Annotated in this window: 17 protein-coding genes; 3 read left to right on the top strand and 14 right to left on the bottom strand. The window is 39.7% G+C overall.

The features are described 5' to 3' along the window. Positions 1-9: 9 nt before the first annotated feature. Positions 10-759, bottom strand: coding sequence for an SIMPL domain-containing protein (locus BPR_RS06060; RefSeq protein WP_013280584.1), 750 nt, complete (start codon positions 757-759; stop codon positions 10-12). A 207-nt stretch (positions 760-966) separates the two neighbouring features. On the opposite strand from BPR_RS06060, the gene BPR_RS06055 reads away from it, so the two are divergent. After that, complete coding sequence (locus tag BPR_RS06055; RefSeq protein ID WP_042256673.1) at positions 967-1,383, top strand: hypothetical protein; 417 nt, start codon at positions 967-969, stop codon at positions 1,381-1,383. A 285-nt stretch (positions 1,384-1,668) separates the two neighbouring features. Here the strand turns inward: BPR_RS06055 and BPR_RS06050 are convergent, their stop codons facing one another. The 5 genes from BPR_RS06050 to BPR_RS06030 all read right to left on the bottom strand — a co-directional run bounded on the left by BPR_RS06050 (position 1,669) and on the right by BPR_RS06030 (position 7,669). After that, on the bottom strand, positions 1,669-2,559 hold the full coding sequence (locus BPR_RS06050; RefSeq protein ID WP_013280582.1) for a metallophosphoesterase family protein: 891 nt from the start codon (positions 2,557-2,559) through the stop codon (positions 1,669-1,671). 66 nt (positions 2,560-2,625) lie between these two features. After that, a complete protein-coding gene (locus BPR_RS06045; RefSeq protein WP_013280581.1) occupies positions 2,626-4,440 on the bottom strand; it encodes an ABC transporter ATP-binding protein in 1,815 nt (604 codons plus the stop codon). Beyond that, positions 4,437-6,251: an ABC transporter ATP-binding protein gene (locus BPR_RS06040; RefSeq protein WP_013280580.1), complete on the bottom strand. Its 1,815-nt coding sequence runs from the start codon at positions 6,249-6,251 to the stop codon at positions 4,437-4,439. Before BPR_RS06040 ends, BPR_RS06045 begins: the two co-directional genes overlap by 4 nt. 52 nt (positions 6,252-6,303) lie before the next feature. Further along, complete coding sequence (locus BPR_RS06035; RefSeq protein WP_013280579.1) at positions 6,304-7,215, bottom strand: SPFH domain-containing protein; 912 nt, start codon at positions 7,213-7,215, stop codon at positions 6,304-6,306. A gap of 4 nt (positions 7,216-7,219) precedes the next feature. After that, entirely contained in the window at positions 7,220-7,669 is a 450-nt protein-coding gene (locus BPR_RS06030) for an NfeD family protein (protein WP_081441745.1), read from the bottom strand. Positions 7,670-8,034: 365 nt separating this feature from the next. Here BPR_RS06030 and BPR_RS06025 point away from each other — a divergent pair, with 365 nt between their 5' ends. Beyond that, positions 8,035-9,423 (top strand): GGDEF domain-containing protein, encoded by a 1,389-nt coding sequence (locus tag BPR_RS06025; RefSeq protein WP_026662666.1) that lies wholly within the window; start codon positions 8,035-8,037, stop codon positions 9,421-9,423. After that, positions 9,424-10,869 carry a sensor domain-containing diguanylate cyclase gene (locus BPR_RS06020; RefSeq protein ID WP_013280576.1) on the top strand — a complete coding sequence of 482 codons (1,446 nt, stop codon included), beginning with the start codon at positions 9,424-9,426 and terminating at the stop codon, positions 10,867-10,869. A 177-nt stretch (positions 10,870-11,046) separates the two neighbouring features. Here BPR_RS06020 and BPR_RS06015 read toward each other — a convergent pair whose 3' ends face one another. The 8 genes from BPR_RS06015 to mmsA all read right to left on the bottom strand — a co-directional run bounded on the left by BPR_RS06015 (position 11,047) and on the right by mmsA (position 21,972). After that, positions 11,047-12,675 (bottom strand): IS1182 family transposase, encoded by a 1,629-nt coding sequence (locus tag BPR_RS06015; protein WP_013280575.1) that lies wholly within the window; start codon positions 12,673-12,675, stop codon positions 11,047-11,049. Positions 12,676-13,002: 327 nt separating this feature from the next. Beyond that, positions 13,003-14,022 (bottom strand): GGGtGRT protein, encoded by a 1,020-nt coding sequence (locus BPR_RS06010; RefSeq protein WP_013280574.1) that lies wholly within the window; start codon positions 14,020-14,022, stop codon positions 13,003-13,005. Positions 14,023-14,044: 22 nt separating this feature from the next. Beyond that, positions 14,045-14,737, bottom strand: a complete 693-nt coding sequence (locus BPR_RS06005) for an iron-sulfur cluster assembly scaffold protein (protein WP_013280573.1) — start codon at positions 14,735-14,737, stop codon at positions 14,045-14,047. A 214-nt stretch (positions 14,738-14,951) separates the two neighbouring features. After that, positions 14,952-16,382: an Mbeg1-like protein gene (locus BPR_RS06000; protein ID WP_013280572.1), complete on the bottom strand. Its 1,431-nt coding sequence runs from the start codon at positions 16,380-16,382 to the stop codon at positions 14,952-14,954. 15 nt (positions 16,383-16,397) lie between these two features. Next, positions 16,398-17,057 (bottom strand): hypothetical protein, encoded by a 660-nt coding sequence (locus BPR_RS05995; RefSeq protein ID WP_013280571.1) that lies wholly within the window; start codon positions 17,055-17,057, stop codon positions 16,398-16,400. A gap of 30 nt (positions 17,058-17,087) precedes the next feature. Then, the gene (locus BPR_RS05990; RefSeq protein WP_013280570.1) at positions 17,088-19,016 is read right to left on the bottom strand and encodes an EAL domain-containing protein; all 1,929 of its coding nucleotides are present in this window, start codon (positions 19,014-19,016) and stop codon (positions 17,088-17,090) included. 219 nt (positions 19,017-19,235) lie between these two features. Continuing rightward, positions 19,236-20,426 (bottom strand): multiple monosaccharide ABC transporter permease, encoded by a 1,191-nt coding sequence (mmsB, locus tag BPR_RS05985; protein WP_013280569.1) that lies wholly within the window; start codon positions 20,424-20,426, stop codon positions 19,236-19,238. Continuing rightward, positions 20,419-21,972, bottom strand: a complete 1,554-nt coding sequence (gene mmsA / locus BPR_RS05980; protein WP_013280568.1) for a multiple monosaccharide ABC transporter ATP-binding protein — start codon at positions 21,970-21,972, stop codon at positions 20,419-20,421. Before mmsA ends, mmsB begins: the two co-directional genes overlap by 8 nt. Positions 21,973-22,107 lie beyond the last annotated feature (135 nt).

Below are 22,107 nucleotides of genomic sequence, written 5' to 3'. Positions count from 1 at the left end.
AAGTCAAGTTTATTTAAGGTCATACTCGAGCTTAACTGTAATAGATGCAGTTTTAAATCTTGATTCTGTATCAAAAGCTCCATCATAGGTATAGCTTCCTGTTCCTGAATTCTTGGCAGTAATCTGGAACACACCAAGACTTGAATTTTTGAGTTTTCCAAGCCCCGCACCAGTATTTTTGGCAATAATGTCAATTCTGTCCTTGGCATTAACTGAAGCCTTATCAATAAGATCAAGCTTAAGAGCATCAAGATCTGAATAATAATACTCGGGAGAACCTGAAGTCAGCTCAACTCCCTTATCAAGAAGACTTGAAATGTCGCGGGAAATTTTCTCAACTGTATCAAGATTTGAAGATGATACTGTAACGCTCTGTGTAAGTTCATATCCATCGGCAACAGATCCTATGTAGTTACCGTTATCATCATAATTATCATGGTATGTTCTGCGAATATCCACAGAGTCAAATACTATCTCATCATCACTTATGCCGTTGTCCTTAAGATATGTATTTACCATATCAGCATCTTTTTTGATCTCAGTATACGCTTCCTGTGAAGTCCACGCAGTTCTTGAAAAAGAACCTCTCCAGATGATGATATCAGACTCAAAATCAACGCTGGCACTTCCTGTAGCAGTGATTACATGTGTACTTTCAGACCTGAAATGCGAAAGTCCAAATGCCAGAGCTACGCAGCTCACCATAACGCTGATTCCGATAATAAGAGCACTAAGCCATGTGTTTTTCTTTTGTTCCATTTTTTACCTCCAAAAATACTTAATAAACACCCTTAAACAGTATACATCTATTTCAGCCTTTTTTAATCACTTTTTAATAGCGGTTTAATTGCAATTATAGGGCCTTTGCCCAATAATAATCGTAAGATATTGTAGTTATTTTGTCAGAAAAGGGATTTTCTGACGTTTGCAACTTGAGCAAACGCTTTACTCAAGGAGGTGACAAATATGAGCACTAATTTCTTTTCCAGTCTGTCCGGAAATTTTGATTATATGTCCAGTATGAGCGGACTGATTGGCGACTATGCCAGTATCAAGAATGGCTCCTACGGTTCCCTTATGAAATCCTATGTTAATAAAGTTGGTAATAAAACCGCTCTAAATGCATATAGAGAAACAGGCTCCACTACTGTCGCGTCAGATTCTTCTGATGCTAATACTGCGGCAATTAGTTCATCCAAGACCAAGACTATTCCAAAGTCAAGTTTTGTAGATAATATTGGAGGCTCCAAGAAGTCAGTATCTTCTGACAGCTACGCCAAATATAAATCTTCATGGCTCGATGATCAGTTGAAGCAATATGATAAAGATGCCAACAAAACAACTGCAGCTGATACATCCGTCTCCATGGATACAACTATCTAAGATATATGTAAACAAGAAAGCATGTTGCTTGCAACATGCTCGCGCCGAGCGCGGTTGCATTTATGCAACATTTACCTATCGCGCGAGTGCGCATCCATAGCGGAGCGTTTTTTATGATATAGGAATTTCGGAGAAATTTCCTATATCATAAAAAAACAAGAACTTGCTGACTGTTCCAAGCAACGTTGAAAGGATGCAAGTTCTTGTTTTTTTGAATTTTAATGAATTACGGCGCAGACGAAAACAAGTATTTCCAAGCTTTTCTCATAAGACAGGCGGCCCAGTTTACTCATCTGTGTGCGGTATTTCTTTGCCGTGCAGATCTATATAGTTTTCTTTTAATGCAATGGCCCAGTATTTTTCAGGAATATTTGGCCAGCGCACATTACCTCTTTCCTGCTCGCATAGTCTCATAGCACGCAAAAGAACTGTCTGATTAAGGTCTACTCCGGTTCTGATGGTATGCATACTAACAGCAGCCCAGGCAGGAGCATATTTGCTGATATCCGAAGACTTAAAGTCCCTTATGATCTCTTTTCTGTTATATTCCAGCTGAATATATTCTTCTTCCCAGCCCTTACTACTGCCGTGAAGAATGCAAAACTGCGTCTTTCCGTCATAATACCAGGGTATACCTACTGAACCGGGATTGATAGCTTTTTTCCCCCTGTAAACATAGGTCCCCTGAATATGAGTGTGTCCATGAACAAGGTAATTCCCCTTAAGATGTGTAAGAACCTTCTTAGTATTTCGCTTCTCTCTGTATAAAAGTTCATTTATCTGGCCGGGTGAGCCATGGCAATACTCAAATGACGGATACCCCTTCATTTCAAATTGTCCATAGCTTTGAAGAGATTCAAAAAAATCAAAATCCTTCTGTGTCAAATTCTCATAAGTATATAAAAGAGCTCCTGACGCAGAACCTTTTCTCCAGTTCCCTGCACCGCTTTTGTGATAATCCAGAAGATAATCTTCTCTGTTTCCTTTAATAATATAGGTATTAAAATACTGCTTGAGAACATATATCTTTTCCATCGTTTTCTGAGGACTCGGACAATCTGTGACATAGTCACCAAGGAGCATGAAGTTAGTAATTCCCCTGCCTACTGCATGATCAATGCACGCCTGCAGAGCGCTGTAATTACCATGTATATCGCTAAAAACTGCTATATCCATCAAATCCTCCGCTTAGCACATCTATATTTCAATTTGCTTATGATATGTGCTACTGCCGATCAAAAATCACCCAAATACCTGGTCTGTACTGCTTTCATCAAACTGCTTGGTAAAGAGGTCATAATAATAGCCTCTTTTATCCATGAGTTCAGCATGAGATCCTCTCTCAACAATCTTACCATCATTAACTACAAGAATGATATCCGCATCAACAATAGTAGACAATCTGTGGGCTATAACAAATGAAGTTCTTCCCTTGGTTACCGTTACAATTGCATCCTGTATAGCCTTCTCTGTGACTGTATCTATGGAAGCTGTAGCTTCATCCAGCACAAGGATCTTGGGATCGGCAAGGAGTGCTCTGGCAAAAGACAAAAGCTGCTTCTCACCGGTTGAGAGCATTCCTCCGTCTTCTCCGACGTCGCTGTCAAGCCCTTTATCCATACGCTTTACAATTCCATCGGCAGAAACAAGCCTTAGTGCATTCCAAATCTCTTCTTCTGTGGCGTCAGGATTGCCATACCTTAGGTTATCTCTTACTGTTCCCGAGAAAAGATGCGGTGTCTGAAGAACATAGCCTATATTTGAATGAAGCCATAGCTGAGATCTTTCTGCAGCATCTCTTCCATCAATCAGTACCTGTCCCTTAGTCGGTTTAAAGAACCTGCATACAAGATTAACAAGAGTTGATTTACCGGCACCTGTTTCACCAACTATAGCGACATTAGTCCCCTGAGGCACTTTGAGATTAAAATCTGTCAGAACATACTCATCCCCATCCGGATATTTGAAAGTAACATCTTTAAATTCAACATCTCCAAAGAGAGGTTCCCAGTTCTCTTTCTTGGGATTAAAGGTATCACCATATTTTTCTATTACTTCAGGAGAATCGGATACATCAGATTCAGTCTCAAGAAGTCTTGTAAGTCTCTCAACATTAACCTGAACGGCAATAAGCTCAGAAAGAGTAATAATGATATTCTGAATGGGTTCCATCAGACTAAGTGCGTACGAGAGGAAAACAGAAAGAGTTCCAATCTGAATGATGCCGTCCATGGTTATTATTCCTCCGCGCCACAGAACAAGAGCAAGCGCAACTGAAGACATCATAGTGATAGCCGATGTGAAAAAAGCTGAATAATGAGTAGCATGTACCGAAGTGGCTCTCATCTTCTCGGTATCTTCCTCAAAATCACTTTGTATCTTATCTTCAACCACAAGAGTCTTGATAGCTTTAGCTCCTGTTATGCCCTCATTAAAATTGCTGGTAATGGTAGAATTGATTTCTCTTATCTTACGATTGAGGACAACAAGCTTACTCTGAAAGTACATAACAAGAACTACTGCGATCGGCACCAGGATCATAACTAAAAGAGCCAGTTTAAAGTTCAAAATAAGCATCATCACAAGAACAAATATTACATAGGCTCCCTGCCATACTATATCCATCATTCTCCATGACACCATAACGCCTATCTTACCTGTATCGCTCATAACCCTGGCATGGATATATCCAACATTATTCTGATTAAAATAGGCAAAAGACAAAGTCTGAAGATGACTGAAGGCAGCATTTCTAAGATCTCTGTCCACAGATAGTTCTATCTGTCCGCAAATATACGTACATATGAAATTGTCAATAACCTGAAGGACTAACACTATCAAATATAAAACTATAAATACAGTTAATCCCTCAAGGGTTTTTCTTCCGACAAAATAATCAATGGCATATCGGTTAAAAATAGGAAAAACCGAATCCGCAAGTGAACTTAAAACTCCAAGAATTATCATAAAGATGATCTTAGGGCCATACTGTTTAATATACGGAAACAGTTTTGGTATTCCAAATAAAGGTAATTTAATATTAGTATTTTCGTTCATGTTCCCTGCATCTGAATATCATAAATTTTTTTGTAAATGCCGCCCTGAGCCAGTAATTGTTCGTGTGTACCCTGTTCTGCAATTCTGCCATGATCCAGAACAATTATGTTATCGGCATGCATAAGTGTCATTATCCTATGTGAAATCAGTACCACTGTAGAATCTGTAGTATTCTCAGAAAGCGCATGTCTTATTCTTGCATCTGTCTGAGTGTCAACCGCTGAAAGTGAATCGTCAAAGACCATTATTGGCGGCTTGGAAACCAGCATCTGTGCAATTGCAGTACGCTGCTTCTGACCACCGGAGAGTGTTACACCACGCTCACCCACATAGGTTTCATATCCCTTGGAAAAATCCTCTATTGTTTCATCAAGAGCTGCTATTCTTGCAGCTGCACGAATTTCTGCAAAATCTGTCTTCTTCTGAGTTATCCCGATATTCTCAGAAAGGGTCCTGCTGAAAAGGAAAGGTTCCTGAAGAACAAATCCTATGTTGCTCCTGAGCCAGGACGCCTTGATATCTGTTATATCTGTATTTCCAACAAGTATCCTTCCGCAGCCCTCCTTGAGATCATAGAGCCTGTCCATCAGGTACATAAGGGTAGATTTACCGGAGCCGGTTCCACCAAGTATTCCAAAAGTTGTTCCCGCCTTAATAGTAAAAGAAACATCCTTTAAAACATCAGCACCGCCGTTTTCATAGGCATAAGAAACATGCTCAAATGTTATATCCTGTTTAAGCGAAGGCTTCAGAGCATTTTCTTTATCCTCTTCTGTTTCCGAATTCATGATATAGGCAATACGGTCTATAGATACCCCCGCCTTACTCATCTCGGAAATTATCCTTCCAAGGGCTCTTACAGGCCATACAAGCATCGCATTATAGGAAACAAACGCAATGTATTCACCAACTGTTATTGAATCCTGAACACAAAAAACAGCGCCAAGTACAGTGATCAGCATAACCTGAAGTCCGGATATAAGGTCATTCGAAGACCAGAAGGCCGCAAGTGTCCTCATCAGATTTATCCATAACTGCGTGTATTCCGCATTCTGTTTAACAAATCTGTCTTTTTCATATTTCTCACGTCCAAAGGCTCTGACTACTCTGACGCCGGTAAGATTTTCCTGCGCTGTTGCAGAAAGCCTGCCTTCTTCTGTATCAGCTCTCTCAAACTCGGTTCTGATCCTGTTATGGAAAAAACCTGAATATATTACGATAATTGGAATAAACGCCCCTGAGACAATCGACATCGGAATGCTGATTCCGACCATAAAGTACATGGCAACGGCAATTCTGATCACTATTCTGAAAAGAGACAGCATCTGCTCAGAAATAAACATCTTAATGGTATCTACATCTGAAGTACATCTCTGGATAATATCTCCTGTATGATTCTCTCCATGCCATGTAAAAGGCAGATGCATAATGTGCTCAAAGAGCTTATTTCTCATTCTCTGAATAAGCTTCTCCGCTCCCTGGGCATTACATAATCTAAAGATATACCTGAAAGTAGCCGTAAGAAGTGCAACAATCGCTACCACAACAGCAATGTAATACAGATGTTCTCTAAGGAACTCCCTCCCCCCAAGAGCATCCATTATTCCCTTTAGATAAACCGGAACACTGTCCGACTCTGCATCATCGATGCAGAAGTCGACAGTGTACTGTATGATTTTAGGATTAATAAGGTCAAAAAATGTAACCAGAATTGAAAAGATAATACTTAAAAAGAAAAATCTCTTATTTCCTTTGAGGAAATATAAAACCAGATCAGTATTTGATCTGAACTTTTTATTATTTGAAGACATATTTATAATCCCTATCATTTTTGTATTATTGGTTTCAGGGATCATCAAAATGTTATTTTATCACTTCCTTGATAGATTGTGCTAAACCGGCAATTCCCTGGATATTGGAAGGAACAATTATCTTGGTTGCCTGTCCGTCTGAAGCCTTTTCAAACGCTTCAAGACTCTTGAGCGTAAGTACTGATTCATCAGCACCAGCCTCTTTTAACATTCTGATACCCTCAGCATTAGCCCTCTGAACGTTCTTGATTGCTTCAGCCTGACCTTCTGCTTCTCTGATTCTTTTTTCTCTTTCAGCTTCAGCCCTAAGAATTGTAGCCTGCTTATCAGCCTCTGCCTGAAGAATTTTACTCTGTTTCTCACCTTCTGCAACAGTGATCTGCGACTGTTTCTCACCTTCTGCAAAAAGTATTTTTTCTCTCTTCTCACGCTCAGCTTTCATCTGTTTCTCCATAGCATCTCTGATCTGCTCCGGAGGATTGATGTTCTTGAGCTCTACTCTTGTGATCTTGATTCCCCAAGGATCTGTCGCAATATCAAGTGCATCCTGCATCTGCGCATTGATCTGGTCACGGGATGTAAGAGTCTCATCAAGAGTAAGTGATCCTATAACGTTACGAAGTGTTGTGGCTGTCAGATTCTCAATAGCACCAATAGGATTCTTAACCCCATAAGCATATGCCATAGGATCAGAAATTCTAAAGAATACGATAGAATCAATCTGCATTGTAACATTATCCTGAGTAATAACAGGCTGAGGTGGGAAATCACAATACTGTTCCTTAAGATCAACCTGTCTGGCTACTCTGTCGATAAACGGAACCTTGATATGAAGACCAACATCCCAGGTTTCCTTGTAGGCTCCAAGTCGCTCCACTACATATGAATGAGCCTGTGGAACAATCTTAATATTAGCTGCGATCAGAACAAGAATGAGAATAATTAGTGCAATAATTACATACATGGTGTCATACCTCCCTTTCAACAATAAGTTTAGCTCCCTGAACTCGAACTACTCTGACCTCTGTTCCCTCCTCAATTACAACTTCATCAATACTGGAAGCAGCAAGCCATGTAGATCCGTCCATATCTACTTTACCTGTTCCCTTGATGTTGTCAATAGTAGCTTTGACTATCAGTTTCCTTCCTACAACCGCATCAATATTGGTCTTTTTGATATGATTGTTAAAGTGCCTTGTAGCTATAGGGCGCACAGTTAGCAGAATAACAGTGGAAACTATTATAAACGTAAATAATTGTACCCATATATTGCCGCCAAGAAGTGCAACTATGATGGTTACTGCAGCGCCAAAAGCAAACCATATAGTAATAAGTCCAAGTGTGGAAAGTTCAATGACTGCAAGAAGCACAGTCATAAATAGCCAGAAAGCTGCAAATGAAACATGTGTCATCATCATACCTCCTCTCAAAGTACAAATCAGTCATCATCTTATGCGTTCATAAATGAAACATTCAAGAAGTTCTAATTTATAAACAATCCTATGCTCCCCTTTGTTGCCAGACTGTTTTCAATTCATATTATACTTCATTCTTAGACCTCGCGGAAGTGGCATAATCTAGGTGTTACCAAGTTCTATCCTACTACCGGTTTGCTTTTTCAAGCCAAGCATTTGACGCTTTGTATGTCTATTTTTTTCCTAATTATTTAATAACTATTTAACAAATTGCAAAACACAAATAAATGTTTTTGTGACAACTGTATGGTATTATATAGTAGTAAAAATATATTCGTTATTACGTCATTATCAATATGGAGGCTGGAATGTCCGGAATCAAATACGAAGATCTAAAAGCGATTGTTAATCTCTGCAATATGCCTAGCGCAATATTATCCGTCAAAAAAAATTCAGATGGAAGCTGCGGTGAAATACTCATGGTTGCCACCAACAGTAAATTCAGCATGACAGGCGAAAACGTTGAGGGTCAGCCATATGATTCCAAAATTCCAAGAGATCCCAAATTCGAAGAAATCCTGTTTAACGCAGCCTGGAAGGGTGAGCATTACCATGCTTACGTAGATACTACCAGACTCTACGGTTATTGGACTGAAGATATTGTAATCCCTATTTCCAATGGTGATGATCCTGAAATAGGCTATTGCCAGTTTAGTTATGTTCTTAGCAAAGAAATGGAAGCCGGCAAATACTCTATCATTTCCCCTGATATTGCCAGCTTTGTTATCCGAACCTGTATCAATCTTAGAAAAGATGATGACTTTTACTCAGCTATGAATACAGTCACCCGCGACCTTCGTGAGTTCACGGACTCTTTTGCCGCTTCTATCATGACTGTATCAAAAGATGTGTACGAATTTGAAGTAATAAGCGCAAACGTCAGAAATAACAGCAAAGACCTTCACGCTGTCTTTGCCAAAATTCCTTATGAAGTTGTTGAATCCTGGGAGGACCTTATTTCAGGAACAGATTGCATAATCATACGAAATGAGCGTGATATGAAGGAAGTAGAAGCAAAAGCGCCCGCCTGGGTAAAAACCCTGAGAGAAAATGACGTGGAAAGTCTTTGCCTTGCTCCTTTTATTTATCAGAACATGATCATAGGCTATCTGTATATTACTAACTTTGATGTTAACCAGTTATCCAGAATCAAGGATACGATAGAAATGGTTGCCTTCTTCCTCACCTCGGAAGTAGCGCACCACATATTTATCGAGAAATTAAAAATTCAGGGATTAACTGACTCCAGAACAGGTGTACACAACAGAAATTCCATGAATATCAAGGTTGATGAACTTGCTGTGGAGCTCAAAGCTAAACCCACTCCGTTTAGCGTAGCCTTCTGTAAACTTACAACTCTTAAGACTATAAATATCCAAAAAGGACATGAAGCCGGAAACGATTTGCTTAGTGATGCAGGAAAAGTCCTAAAAGAAGTATTTAAAGAAGACTTTGTTTGCAGATCTTCCGGAGACGAATTTGCCATTATATCGCTCCCTTCTACCAAAGAAAGCTTCGATGAAAAAGTACAGCTTCTCAAGCAAAAAGCCAGTGATCCTGACTGGTTATACATTACAGTCGGCTACTTTACCGATATGACGGACGGCAATCTTCATGCCGCTTTGCGATTTGCAAGCGAATACGAACAGGAATTTCAGGATGATTTCTACTATAACTATCCCGATATGGTGAAATAAATGAAAAAACTCACTTATGAACTGTTAAAAGATCTGGCTGAGACATCTACTATTCCCTGCACCATCCTTTCCGTCGAAAGACTGCCGGGTGACAAATGCGGAGAAATACGCTTCTATGCCATAAATGAAATATTTAAGAAGAGCTATTATGACCTTTTCTCGGAAACAGAACAAGGCCCGCTCCCTGAGTATGATGGCTTTGAGAATACTATTGAAGGTCAGCTTTATACTGCCCATCTTCCCAAAGAGCCCAACTTTGAAGACGTTTGCTATAGAGCTGCCTGGAAAAAAGAGTATATCAGCACGTACGTAGATACCACAAGAATGTACGGGTACTGGACTCAGGACATTTTGATACCTGTAGCCGGTGAATCAGAAAACCCAAACATTGCCTTCTGCCAGTTCATGTATACCCTCAATAAAGAAATGGATACAGGTAAATTTGCAACTGTATCACCTGATATAGCCAGCTTTGTCATTAAAGCCTGCCTTGAGCTCAGAAACGAAAACAAATTCAATGATAGCATGGATATTGTTGTAAGTGATATCAGAGAATACACTGGTTCCTATGCCGCAAGCCTTCTAATTGTCGACGATGATATAAAAAAATTTGAGGTTATAAGCTACAGTGTTCAAAATGATGCTCTGAACATCAAAAGCATCTTTGCTGATTTTCCATATGAAATTGTAGGAAGCTGGGCTGAACTTGTAAAAGAGACAAACAGTATCATCATCAAAAGCAATTATGATATGGATTTGATAGCGCAAAAAGCTCCCGCATGGGTCAAAACGCTAAAAGACAACAAAGTTGTAAGCCTATGCCTTGTACCGCTTATTCATCATCAGGAAATAATCGGATATCTGTATATCACCAACTTTGACGTTGATCACATATTGAGAGTTAAAGAAACAATTGAACTTCTCTCCTTTTTCTTATCCTCAGAGGTAGCAAATCACTTGTTTCTGCAGCGTCTTGAGTATCTTAGTAACGTTGATATGCTTACGGGCGTATTCAATCGTAACTGCATGAACGTAAATGTTGATGAATTATCACTTAAGCTTGAATTTGTTCCAACTCCGTTTAACGTAGCATTCTGCGATCTGAACGGCTTAAAATCAATAAATGATAACGGCGGACATGGTGAAGGCGACAAACTCCTTATAGATGCTGCAAATGTACTAAAAGAGGTCTTTCCTGACGATAAAATATATCGTGCAGGCGGTGATGAGTTTAATATCATCTCCTTTAGTCCTAAAGAAGAATTTGAGAGAAAAATTGAAATTTTAAAGGAAAGAGCCTGTGATCCGGATTGGCTATACTTTGCGGTTGGTTATTATCATGATGAAGAAGGACGAAATCTACGACTTGCCATGCGTTACGCAGATGAGAGGATGTACAAGGATAAAGACAAATTTTACGAAAAATATCCGGATAAAAGAAGATAGTACTATAAGGGGCTGTCGCTTTAGATGATTAAATCATCTGGGCGAAGCCCTTTTTCCATACCATGAATTGTGGATTTGATGAATGGATATCTTTCCTGTTGTCAAAAATAGAGTACTTTAATAAGCCGATGTGCTAATCGGTGCATTGTTGCCTTTTCTGCTTTGAAGTTTCAAAAATTATGAAACCTTTTTTAATTCAAACAGATGCGTTCCTGTTCGCTCATCAGCAATTTTATGATGCAGCTTATTTATGTCATAGCCGATTGCCAAAAGTATGCTCTGTGTAAGAACATTTTCTTTTCCACGGTACAGATATCTTCTGAAGTTCATGTCTTCTTTCACATTTGCGAAGGATCCTTCTGCCTGGATGCTTCGGTTCATCCTCAGCTGTGTTCCGTAATCACTGGTTATCCGTTCAAGACATTCTGCTCGTTTTTCTTCCATTTTTCTTGAGACAGAAAGCTTTTTATTTCTATCTTCAAATGCGGTCTTACAGTTATTCCCTTTAATGCAATCTTTCTTGTAGGGGCAGTTATTGCAACTACTGCATTCATATATCGTAACTTCACGCTGATATCCGGTTGCTGATTTTTGTGTTCTTTTGGATACTGCAGGGAGCTGTTGACCATTTCTGCATGTGTAGCAGTCTGACTCAGGATCATAGTCCATGTTTTCACGCCTGCTTATGTCATTCCTGAACTTCCTTGTTTTTGAAAGTTCGTAGTTTTGAGGCTTGATGTACGCGGCCTGCTCGTTGGACTCGATGAATATGTAGTTTTCTTCGCTTTCGTATCCTGCATCAGCAACGATGTTTTTATACTTGAATGTAAGATGTGACTCCATGTCTTTCAGAAATGGTATCAATGTAATGGTATCTGTTGGAGCCGGAAAGACATCCAGCCATGTGACATACTCTGAATCCACGCCATGCTGCAGATTGTATGCTGGCTTAAGCTGGCCATTGAGCATGGCATCTTCCTTCATTCTCATGAATGTTGCGTCGGTATCAGTCTTTGAATAACTATTTCTGGTGCCGCATACATAAAGCTTATGGTTGTATTCTTTGAGTTTTTCTATGTATTCTTCAAGAGCTTCCAACGAACGTTGCAACTGAGTTTTCCTTTTGCCAATTCCATGAACGAATTCAATACCTTCATCCTCCTTGAGCTTGTACAGTTTCTTTCTAAGACGCTTAAGGGTATGTAATGATATCTGATCGTTATAGACTACTTTTATTCCATAAAGTTCTTCACATCCGGCGCAGAAAACACATATCTTTTCAGTGAGCTTTATCATGTTTTTGGACACAGCTTTTTTCCATACAAAGGTATACTTGTTGGCTACTGACTCTATCTTTGTTCCATCGATAAAGATGTTTTCGCCTGATATTTCTCCCAGTTCGAGCAGTATGGTCCCTACCTGTGCCATGATCTGCTTAGCGCATTGTGAAAGATGCATTGATATAAATCTTGCTATTGTGGAATGGTCTGGAGCAGGTGCTCCATCCAGAAGGTACATGAAATTGATGTCTCTTTTGCAGGCGGACTCAATATCACGACTTGAATAGATTCTGTTCATTGCTGCATAGATAACAATCTTAAGCATCTGACGCGGTGAAGCCTGGCCTTTTCTGATTCTGTCATAAGTTTTATACAGATCAGAAAGATTCATTTCCTCCACAAATGCACTTAACAGGCGCACCGGATCATCGGATGGGATAGAAATTTCTATGTCGAGCGGAAGTTTGATTTGATGATACAAGGAAGAAACTGTATAATCTCCTTGTAAGATTTTGTTTAGTCGCATAAACATATTTTACAGTAAAAACCAGGCTTTTCGAAGTCTGGTTTTTGCTTTATGTGAAGATATTTACTAGCAGCCCAGCCCCTCAGACATCTGCATGGAAATGTGCAGTTCTCGGACGAGGATGATGATTTTCAAAACGAAGAAAGCATCAAATGCCGATTTCTCTGAGCAACGTCGAAATGAGGCATTTGATGCTTAATGAGTTTTAGAAAATCACACCGCAGACGAAAACAATCATTTCTGTGCGGATGCCTGAGGGGCTGGGCGTTAAAAAGGCTGTCACACTAAATTAGTGCGACAGCCCCATTATTATCATCTGATAAACTATCAGAACTTACCAGCCTTAGCAGCCTCTTCGATAGATACAGCAGTTGAAACTGTCATACCAACCATAGGGTTGTTACCAGCGCCGATAAGACCCATCATCTCAACGTGAGCAGGAACTGATGAAGAACCTGCGAACTGAGCATCTGAGTGCATACGTCCCATAGTATCTGTCATACCATAAGAAGCTGGGCCTGCAGCCATGTTATCTGGGTGAAGAGTACGTCCTGTACCGCCGCCTGAAGCAACTGAGAAGTACTTCTTACCAGCCTCTGTACGCTCCTTCTTGTATGTACCTGCAACTGGGTGCTGGAATCTTGTAGGGTTAGTTGAGTTACCTGTGATAGATACGTCAACATTCTCCTTCCACATGATAGCAACACCTTCCTGTACGTCGTTAGCACCGTAGCAGTTAACCTTAGCACGAGGTGAATTAGCATCCTTAGAGTAGCACTTTCTGAATACTTCCTTAACCTCACCTGTGTAGTAATCATACTCTGTCTCAACATATGTGAAACCATTGATACGAGAAATGATCTGAGCAGCATCCTTACCAAGACCGTTAAGGATAACTCTAAGAGGTTTCTGACGAACCTTGTTAGCCTTCTCTGCGATACCGATAGCACCCTCAGCAGCTGCGAATGACTCGTGACCAGCAAGGAATGCGAAGCACTCTGTATCCTCTTCAAGAAGCATCTTACCAAGATTACCATGGCCAAGACCTACCTTACGACGATCAGCAACTGATCCAGGAATACAGAAAGCCTGAAGACCGATACCGATTGCAGCAGCAGCCTCAGAAGCCTTACGGCAGTTTTTCTTGATAGCGATAGCAGCACCTACTGTGTAAGCCCACTTAGCGTTCTCAAAACAGATTGGCTGAATGCCTTCGATGAGTTTGTAAACATCGATACCAGCATTCATACAAATATCTCTACATTCTTCGATGGAAGAAATCCCATACTCCTTAAGGCAAGCCAGGATCTGGGGCTCTCTTCTTTCATATGATTCAAATAAAGCCATTATTTTTTCCTCCTTACCTTAATTACTCATGTCTAGGGTCAATGCATCTAACTGCATCAGCAACACGTCCATACTGACCCTTAGCTTTTTCCATAGCTGTATTAGCATCATCACCGGCCTTGATGAAGTCCATCATCTTGCCGAAGTTAACGTACTTATATCCGATGATCTCATCATTCTCATCAAGAGCAACATCTGTGATATAACCATCTGTAAGCTCGAGATAACGAGGTCCCTTATCAAGTGTTCCGTATGTTGTACCAACCATAGAACGTGTTCCCTTACCAAGATCCTCAAGACCAGCACCGATCTGAAGACCATCCTCAGAGAATGCAGACTGTGTTCTGCCGTATACGATCTGAAGGAACAGCTCTCTCATAGCTGTGTTGATAGCGTCACAAACAAGGTCTGTGTTGAGTGCTTCAAGAACTGTAAGTCCTGGAAGGATTTCAGCTGCCATAGCTGCTGAATGTGTCATTCCTGAACATCCGATTGTCTCAACCAATGCCTCCTGAATGATGCCTTCCTTAACGTTAAGTGAAAGCTTACAGCAACCCTGCTGAGGAGCGCACCAGCCGATACCATGTGTATAGCCGGAAATATCCTTAATTTCTTTGGACTTTACCCATTTAGCCTCTTCAGGAATGGGAGCAGCGCCATGATGTACCCCTTGTGTTACGGGACACATATTTTTTACCTCTGTTGAGTAAATCATGTGAAAAATCTCCTTTCGTATTGTAAAGTAACTTTCATTACTTACTACCTATAGATGATTGCATGAATCGTAATCTGCCGCATACAATCATAGATGGCTCTTACGTGTCAGTTAATAAGCCGACCGCAGAACACCATTTTTATTTTTGCACAAATCTTTTAGTTTTTCAATGGTTTTTGATATTTTTTTAACATCCTTTTTACAGATAATAATTTTACATAATAATAGCTACAAGCATGCCTATTATTACTATCGTTGCTATTATGCAGATAGCTATGATCCCGACTGTTCTCTTGGATACATAAAACCGTCTCTTCTGACCTATAGTGATCACTTCATCCTCAGGATCAATATCCTCTCCTTCAAGATTTATATCTTTTAGCATATGCATTTTTTCAGACACAAGGACAATAAAAGAAAAGAGTCCGAAATGACTGCTTAAAAATACAATTGCCGGTTCAGGTGCATGATTCATCTTCAAAAGTCTTATCATGGCATTTGGATTCTTGCCTATCATTTCTAATAAAAACTCATGATTTGTTATAAAGTCTATTATTCCGAGCATACCTGTATTAAAGCCGTTCTGACCAAGGATTTCTCTGACAGAAGCTACCATTTGAGGCTTTTCTTCCTTGTATCTCAAGATATAAGCTGCAAGACTGGCAGCACTATCTTTATACCTTTCGTCGGTGAAGGTTGCTATAAGTCCTTCCGTATCTCCTGCCTTGGCACTAACTATTACATTTCCGAGCATATTTGCAATGTTTTCTTTGGTAGACATTCGGCAAGTCCTGATAAAACTGTTAAGCATCTTATCAAGATCCGCCATTTTCTTATCCTGTGCCTTGGCCTTCCACAGATACATATCCCCTTTATCATCAAAGAACAAAATAGCATTGGCGCAGTGATTTTCCGCAAATCCAAGTCTTCCAAAATTAGTTCCAAGGTAAAACTGCTTGGGGCCGACATCATTTAGAAGAATGTTTACAAAATCACTTTCTGCAATGATATTTATTATCTTTTCACGGTTTCTTACGATCTCCGCAGAATACTTGCGGATAAATTCATCAGAAAAGCCCTGTCCGTCAAAAGAAAAACAGTTATCTACAGAATCGTCCATGATGGTAATGTACTTAGCCTTATTTCCGCCCTTGGAATGGCCGGTTACTGTAATTGCATCGTATCCATCAAGATCAAGTGATCTGTACCAGTTTAAGGCATTTTCCTGAAAGGCAGTAGGAACAGTATACAGTCCCGATACATTATCTATCCATTCCGCATCACTCTGTGTTCCCTTAAAGGCAACTATAGCCTCGTTGTATACAGGATCTATCAAAAATGCGCTTCTTCCGCCGCCGACATTTGCACCTTCATAATGAACTTCCTGAATGATAATCTCGCAAAGATGCTCATTTGCCTTAACAGCCTGTAGTATTTCCTTGTACTCAGCACCTGTGACTCCTGTACTATACTCAGTGTCGTCTTCAATATCTTCACTTTTTCTAAGGACTCCTCTGACATAGTCTCCTATTGTCTTGGATTGTTGACTTGGATGTAAAAAAGTTCCCCTTGGTCCTCCAAGGTTTTCGCAATAAAGAAGGTTATTGATAAGAACTATTTCTTCAATCGTAAGTTTGCTGTTCATACACTTCCCCCAAATTCAGTCCAGCGTCACACTCTTTGAATACAACCTGTCCCTGGCAAAATCGCTATCGGCATCCTTTAGAACAACGATGTAAATATCACCAATCACTTTCTTTCTGACCAATAATTCTTTGATCTTTGCAACTACCTCCTCGTACGGAGCATCGGAAAGAACAGAACCGTCAAGAAAGATCTTTATATCATTTCCAGCAGGAATAATTCCCTGTAATACCTCGTCTGCAGAGATTTTCTCTCCGTACTCTTTTCCCAAATATTCCCAGAATCCAATGTTTACCTGGACTACCGGAAGTCCAATCTGTTTAAGGTCACCTTCTATCGTTTCCTGAATATCTTTTCTTACGACTTCCCCGTAAAAATCATCTTTTATCTCAAGTTTTCCATCCATTTCCCGGCTTGTTGCGATAAAAGCAGAATCCCGCTCTATTCCTTCTGCTCTGTAATACCACTCATTGTAATCCTTGGCAGTACCGGCTTTAAGTTCGCATCCTGTAATTACAAATTCATAGCTGGGATATTTTTTCTTAAGATAAGCCCCAACTGCTCTCATCTCAGTCAAAAGAGCCTTGTCATTTTCGTCCAGTTCCCCGTTTTTGATCTGTTCCCCGTTAAAAGATATACCCGACAAAATACTTTCTTCTTCATGTGTCAGTTCCATAGAATCCTCCTTGCCTTCTCAATATGCTATTTATCTTGATATACAGTAGCTTAGCAGCTCTGTCTTAGTTATAGGTTTGGAAAAGAAATATCCCTGATAATAGTCAACCCCAAGCTTTTTGAGCTTTTCAACATGTTTTTTTGTCTCGACACCTTCAACAAGGATTTTCCTCTTCATCTGCTTGATCATATGAATGCAGCTTTCTAATATAATTTCTCCCAGTTCACTGTTTTCCGCATCCCACAGAATACTCTTATCAATTTTGACAATATCAAATGATAGTGAGAAAAGAGAATGCATATTTGAATAACCTGTTCCATAATCGTCCATAGAGAACTGAAAACCATTTTCTTTAAGGCTCGTGATAACCTTGCTCAATAGTTCATAATCGCTTGCAGAAACAGACTCTGTTATTTCAAAGTTGATAAGTGATTTGGAGATTCCATAGCTGTCTACTATCCCTCTGATTCTCTCAACAAACTTATCCTGCATGCACTGAACAACTGAAAGATTTACATTAATGCACTCCATTCCAAGCCTTGTAGGCTCTCCGCTCTGCAAAAAGGCGCATACCTCATTGAGAACATAATCATCTATATCATCAATATATCCGGTCTGCTCAGCGATAGGAATAAATTCATCCGGGAAAAGATCTCCAAGTTTAGGATCATGAAGCCTTATAAGAGCCTCTGCCCCGTGAAGAGTCACACCATCAGAGCAATAGGTAGGTTGATAATAAACTTCGAAGTTCCCCTGTTTAAGGCCTTCAGTTATAGCAGTTTCAACTTCAGCTCTCCTTGTAAGGAATTTAAGATCTCCGTTTCTCAAAATAGTGCGGTCTATATCCTTGGGCACAGGTGTATCAATCATATACATAAGATCAGCAAGGGTATGAATATGCATAGGGATACTGGCTACAATCGTAACTGCAGATAGCTTCATCTGTACCCCATGAACTGTCCACTCTGACTTAAAGCGGCAGTCAATATCTTCTGCAATTGTGAGCGCTTCAAGTTCAGAGTTAATAAAATCATCCTCTTTGACCAATAGGAGCATGGTATTGGGATCAGTATGATAAATGTAATATCTCGGAAGCAAAGTTTTAAGGAAAACTGCCACCTCCTGGACTATCTCATCCGCATTGGACAGTCCCGTGATACGTCTCACGGAATCTATATTTGTGATCTTAACGCAAACTATGTAGAATACATTCTTTTTGGTAAGAAGACTTTCTACATCCATTTTCAGGGCATTTCTGTTATAGAAGTCTGTTTCTGCATCCAGCCTGTCATCTTCATTTTCTACAGCCAGCATAAGACCGATGAGCGCTATAGATTCAGCGAACAGTTCACTCTTTATACTTATATCCAGAAACTGTACAACAACGCCGATTATGGTAAGGATAAAAAAGTATACAATAGCCCATCTTCTACGCCTTGTGAGTGCATTCCATGACATCATAAGGCATATGAAAGCAAACACAGTATAAGCAATAGAGACTAAGTAGATGATTATCTCGCCCCAGCTTCTGTTAAACTGCATGCCCTCAGAATAATAATAAACAAAATGAGTAACAGGATTTGTTAAAACCAGAAACTCCGTTAAACAAAGCGGAATCAGATATAAAATTTTAGAAAAAACAGATTTATTCCGGATCGACCCTGTAACAGTCAAGACATAGTATAGAAAAATAGCGGCAATCGGCGTATGTACCAGGAAGTATACATACTGGAACAACATTATAAGTCCATCACCTCTTAAAAAGAAATGCCGGTATAATTCAATAAATTCGCTGCAAAGACATGTGATCGCATTAAAAAGAACAACATAATTCATAAAAAGAAATATCCTGTTCTGACGACGATCCGTTCGTTTCTGCAAATTAGTATAGATAATGGCTGTAAGTCCCACCAGAATCGTTGCACAATAAAATGCTATGTGAAACAGATTATCATTCATTGTTCTACCCCCATTAGATAACTACTGGGTATCTTCTATCAATAAGACTATCGCGCCAAAGTAATTATAACATATTTGCAATTATTTACTATCGTAATACTATTATCAGGTTGATGTCAGGCCTTTTTTCAAGCCGCTGTAAATGCAGATAAATAGGGAGTGCTGATATCACTCATGCACTCCCTGTAAAAATTTATATTTATTTAATATTCTGATAGCTTAATTCTTGACGATCATCTTACCGCCACGCTTTGATACAACATCAAAGATTACTGCAGCAAGAAGAACTACGCCCTTTACAACCTTCTGCATATTGGCATCGACACCCATAAGTGACATACCAAGGTTGATAACACCCATAAGAACCGCGCCTACAATAACCCCCGGAACAGTACCGATTCCGCCATAAGCAGAAGCGCCACCGATAAAGCAGGAACCAATAGCATCCATCTCGTAGTTCTGTCCATAGGTTGGCTGAGCTGATGTAAGTCTTGCAATTGTAACCATACCTGCAAGTGCTGCCAAAAATCCCATGTTCATGTATGCAAGGAAGTAAACCTTGTTTGTATCAATACCTGAAAGCTTTGTAGCCTTTTCGTTGCCACCAACAGCGTAGAAATAACGGCCAGTTGTGGTATTGCTTGTGATATATCCATAAATAATAACTACGATGAGTACCCATATAAGAACTGTAGGAATACCCTTGTGCTGAGCAAGCTTATAAGCAAATACAAGAATTGCAGCCGAGATCAGGATTATCTTGGAACAAAATGCCCATAAAGCCTCTACTTCATATCCACTGTCAATCTTCTTTTTACGGCTGTAAATATTAAGTGACAGTATAGCGATCACACCAAGGATTCCGCCAAAGAGGCAGGTAAGATTAAGGCTTTCACCGCCAAAGAAATCACGGATATAGCAGTCAGCACCGCCGCCAAAAAGGTTTACAAAAGTAGTCTGTTCCTTGATAGAAACTGTAAGTCCGTTAAGGACAACATTTGAAAGTCCTCTAAATGCAAGCATTCCAGCCAGTGTAACAATGAAAGGAGGAATTCTTACAAAGGCAATCCAGAAGCCCTGGAAAGCACCAATTGCTGTTCCGATGATAACCATTACTATGATTGCTACCCAGAATGGAACATTTAAGTTTACCATTAGAATAGCTCCGACAGCACCTACAAAGCAAACTACCGATCCAACTGACAGATCAATGTTACCTCCAGTCAGTATACACAAAAGCATACCTGTTGCAAGAATAAATACATATGCATTCTGTGAAATAAGGTTACTAACATTCATTGGCAGAAGAATTGCTCCGGACGTCTGCCATGAGAAGAATCCCAAAACTATCAGAAGCACTATGATCATAGTGTTCTTTTTCAAAAATTCAAAAACTTTATCCTTATTCATGTTTCTCCTCCTTAACATCGGCAGATTTCAAGATACAAGCCATGATCTTTTCCTGAGTTGCATCCTTGGCATCCATTTCCCCTACCATCTTGCCTTCGTTCATTACATAAATTCGATCACACATTCCCAGTATTTCAGGAAGCTCCGATGAAATCATGATCACAGCTTTTCCCTCAGCTACCAGCTGATTGATAATACAGTAAATCTCGTACTTGGCGCCTACATCAATACCTCTTGTGGGCTCATCCAAAATCAGTATATCCGGATTAGCAAACATCCATTTTGCCAAAAGAACTTTCTGCTGATTGCCTCCACTTAAGTTACCAACGTTCTGCTCAACTGTAGGACATTTTGTACGGAGTTTATCTTTATACTCTACAGCTACAGAGTATTCTTTATGCTTATCGATTACCTTATTGGTACTTACTTCATCAAGGTTTGCAAGGGTCGTATTGATCTTGATAGGATTAGAAAGAATAAGTCCATTCCCCTTTCTGTCCTCGGTAACATAAGCAAGTCCGTGTTTGATAGCACTGTTTACATTTTTAAGTTCAACTTCTTTTCCATTTATAAATATCTGTCCGGAAATGTTTTCTCCGTAGCTCCTGCCAAAAATACTCATAGCAAGCTCTGTTCTGCCCGCTCCCATAAGTCCTGATATTCCCAGAACTTCTCCTTTTCTGACATTGATATTTACGTTATCTACTACTTTCCTGTCTTTATGAAGCGGATGATATACATTCCAGTTTTTAACTTCCATCATAACTTCGCCAAGATGTGATTCTCTCTTTGGGAATCTGTCTGAGATTTCTCTTCCGACCATTCCTTTTATGATCCTGCTCTCGGAGAAATCATCCACTCCCTTGGCAAGTGTTTCTATCGTAGATCCGTCTCTGATAACAGTGATCTTATCTGCAACATAAGATACTTCATTTAACTTATGAGAAATAATGATAGAAGTAAGATTTCTTTCTTTTTTCAGCTTCAAAAGAAGATCAAGAAGTGCCTTGGAATCAGTCTCGTTAAGAGATGACGTAGGCTCATCCAGAATAAGAAGTTTTGCATCTTTAGAAAGAGCTTTAGCTATCTCAACAAGCTGCTGCTTACCTACACCAAGATCTTTTATAAGTGTCTGTGTACTTTCATGTAATCCAACTATATTCAAGAACTTTCTTGAAAGTTCATTAGTTTCATTCCAATTGATTTTAAACTTTGTTCCTCTCTCATTTCCAAGGAACATATTCTCCGCAATTGACATATACGGAATAAGAGCCAGCTCCTGATGAATGATTACAATACCCTTTTCTTCACTATCCTTGATAGCGTTGAACTGGCAGACTTCAGAATTATATATAATATCGCCTTCATATGAACCATATGGATAAACTCCACTAAGGACGTTCATAAGCGTAGATTTACCTGCACCATTTTCTCCAACAAGTGCATGAATTTCACCTTCCGACACCTTCAGATTAACATTGTCAAGTGCCTTAACCCCAGGGAAGGTCTTGGTGATATTCTTCATTTCCAGTATTATCTTTTCCACCTTTGCCCCTCCTCCTTTTCTATTTTTTTACTGTTAGCAGCGATAAACAGATTGCTCCGCTTTGCTCCCGCAATCTGACGGACATTCGTAAACCGCACTATCGTGCTATTTACTCATATCCGTTACAGTAACTAT

It is taken from the genome of Butyrivibrio proteoclasticus B316 (assembly GCF_000145035.1).
Taxonomy (GTDB): domain Bacteria; phylum Bacillota; class Clostridia; order Lachnospirales; family Lachnospiraceae; genus Butyrivibrio; species Butyrivibrio proteoclasticus.
This window is presented reverse-complemented; position numbering and strand designations above follow the sequence as displayed.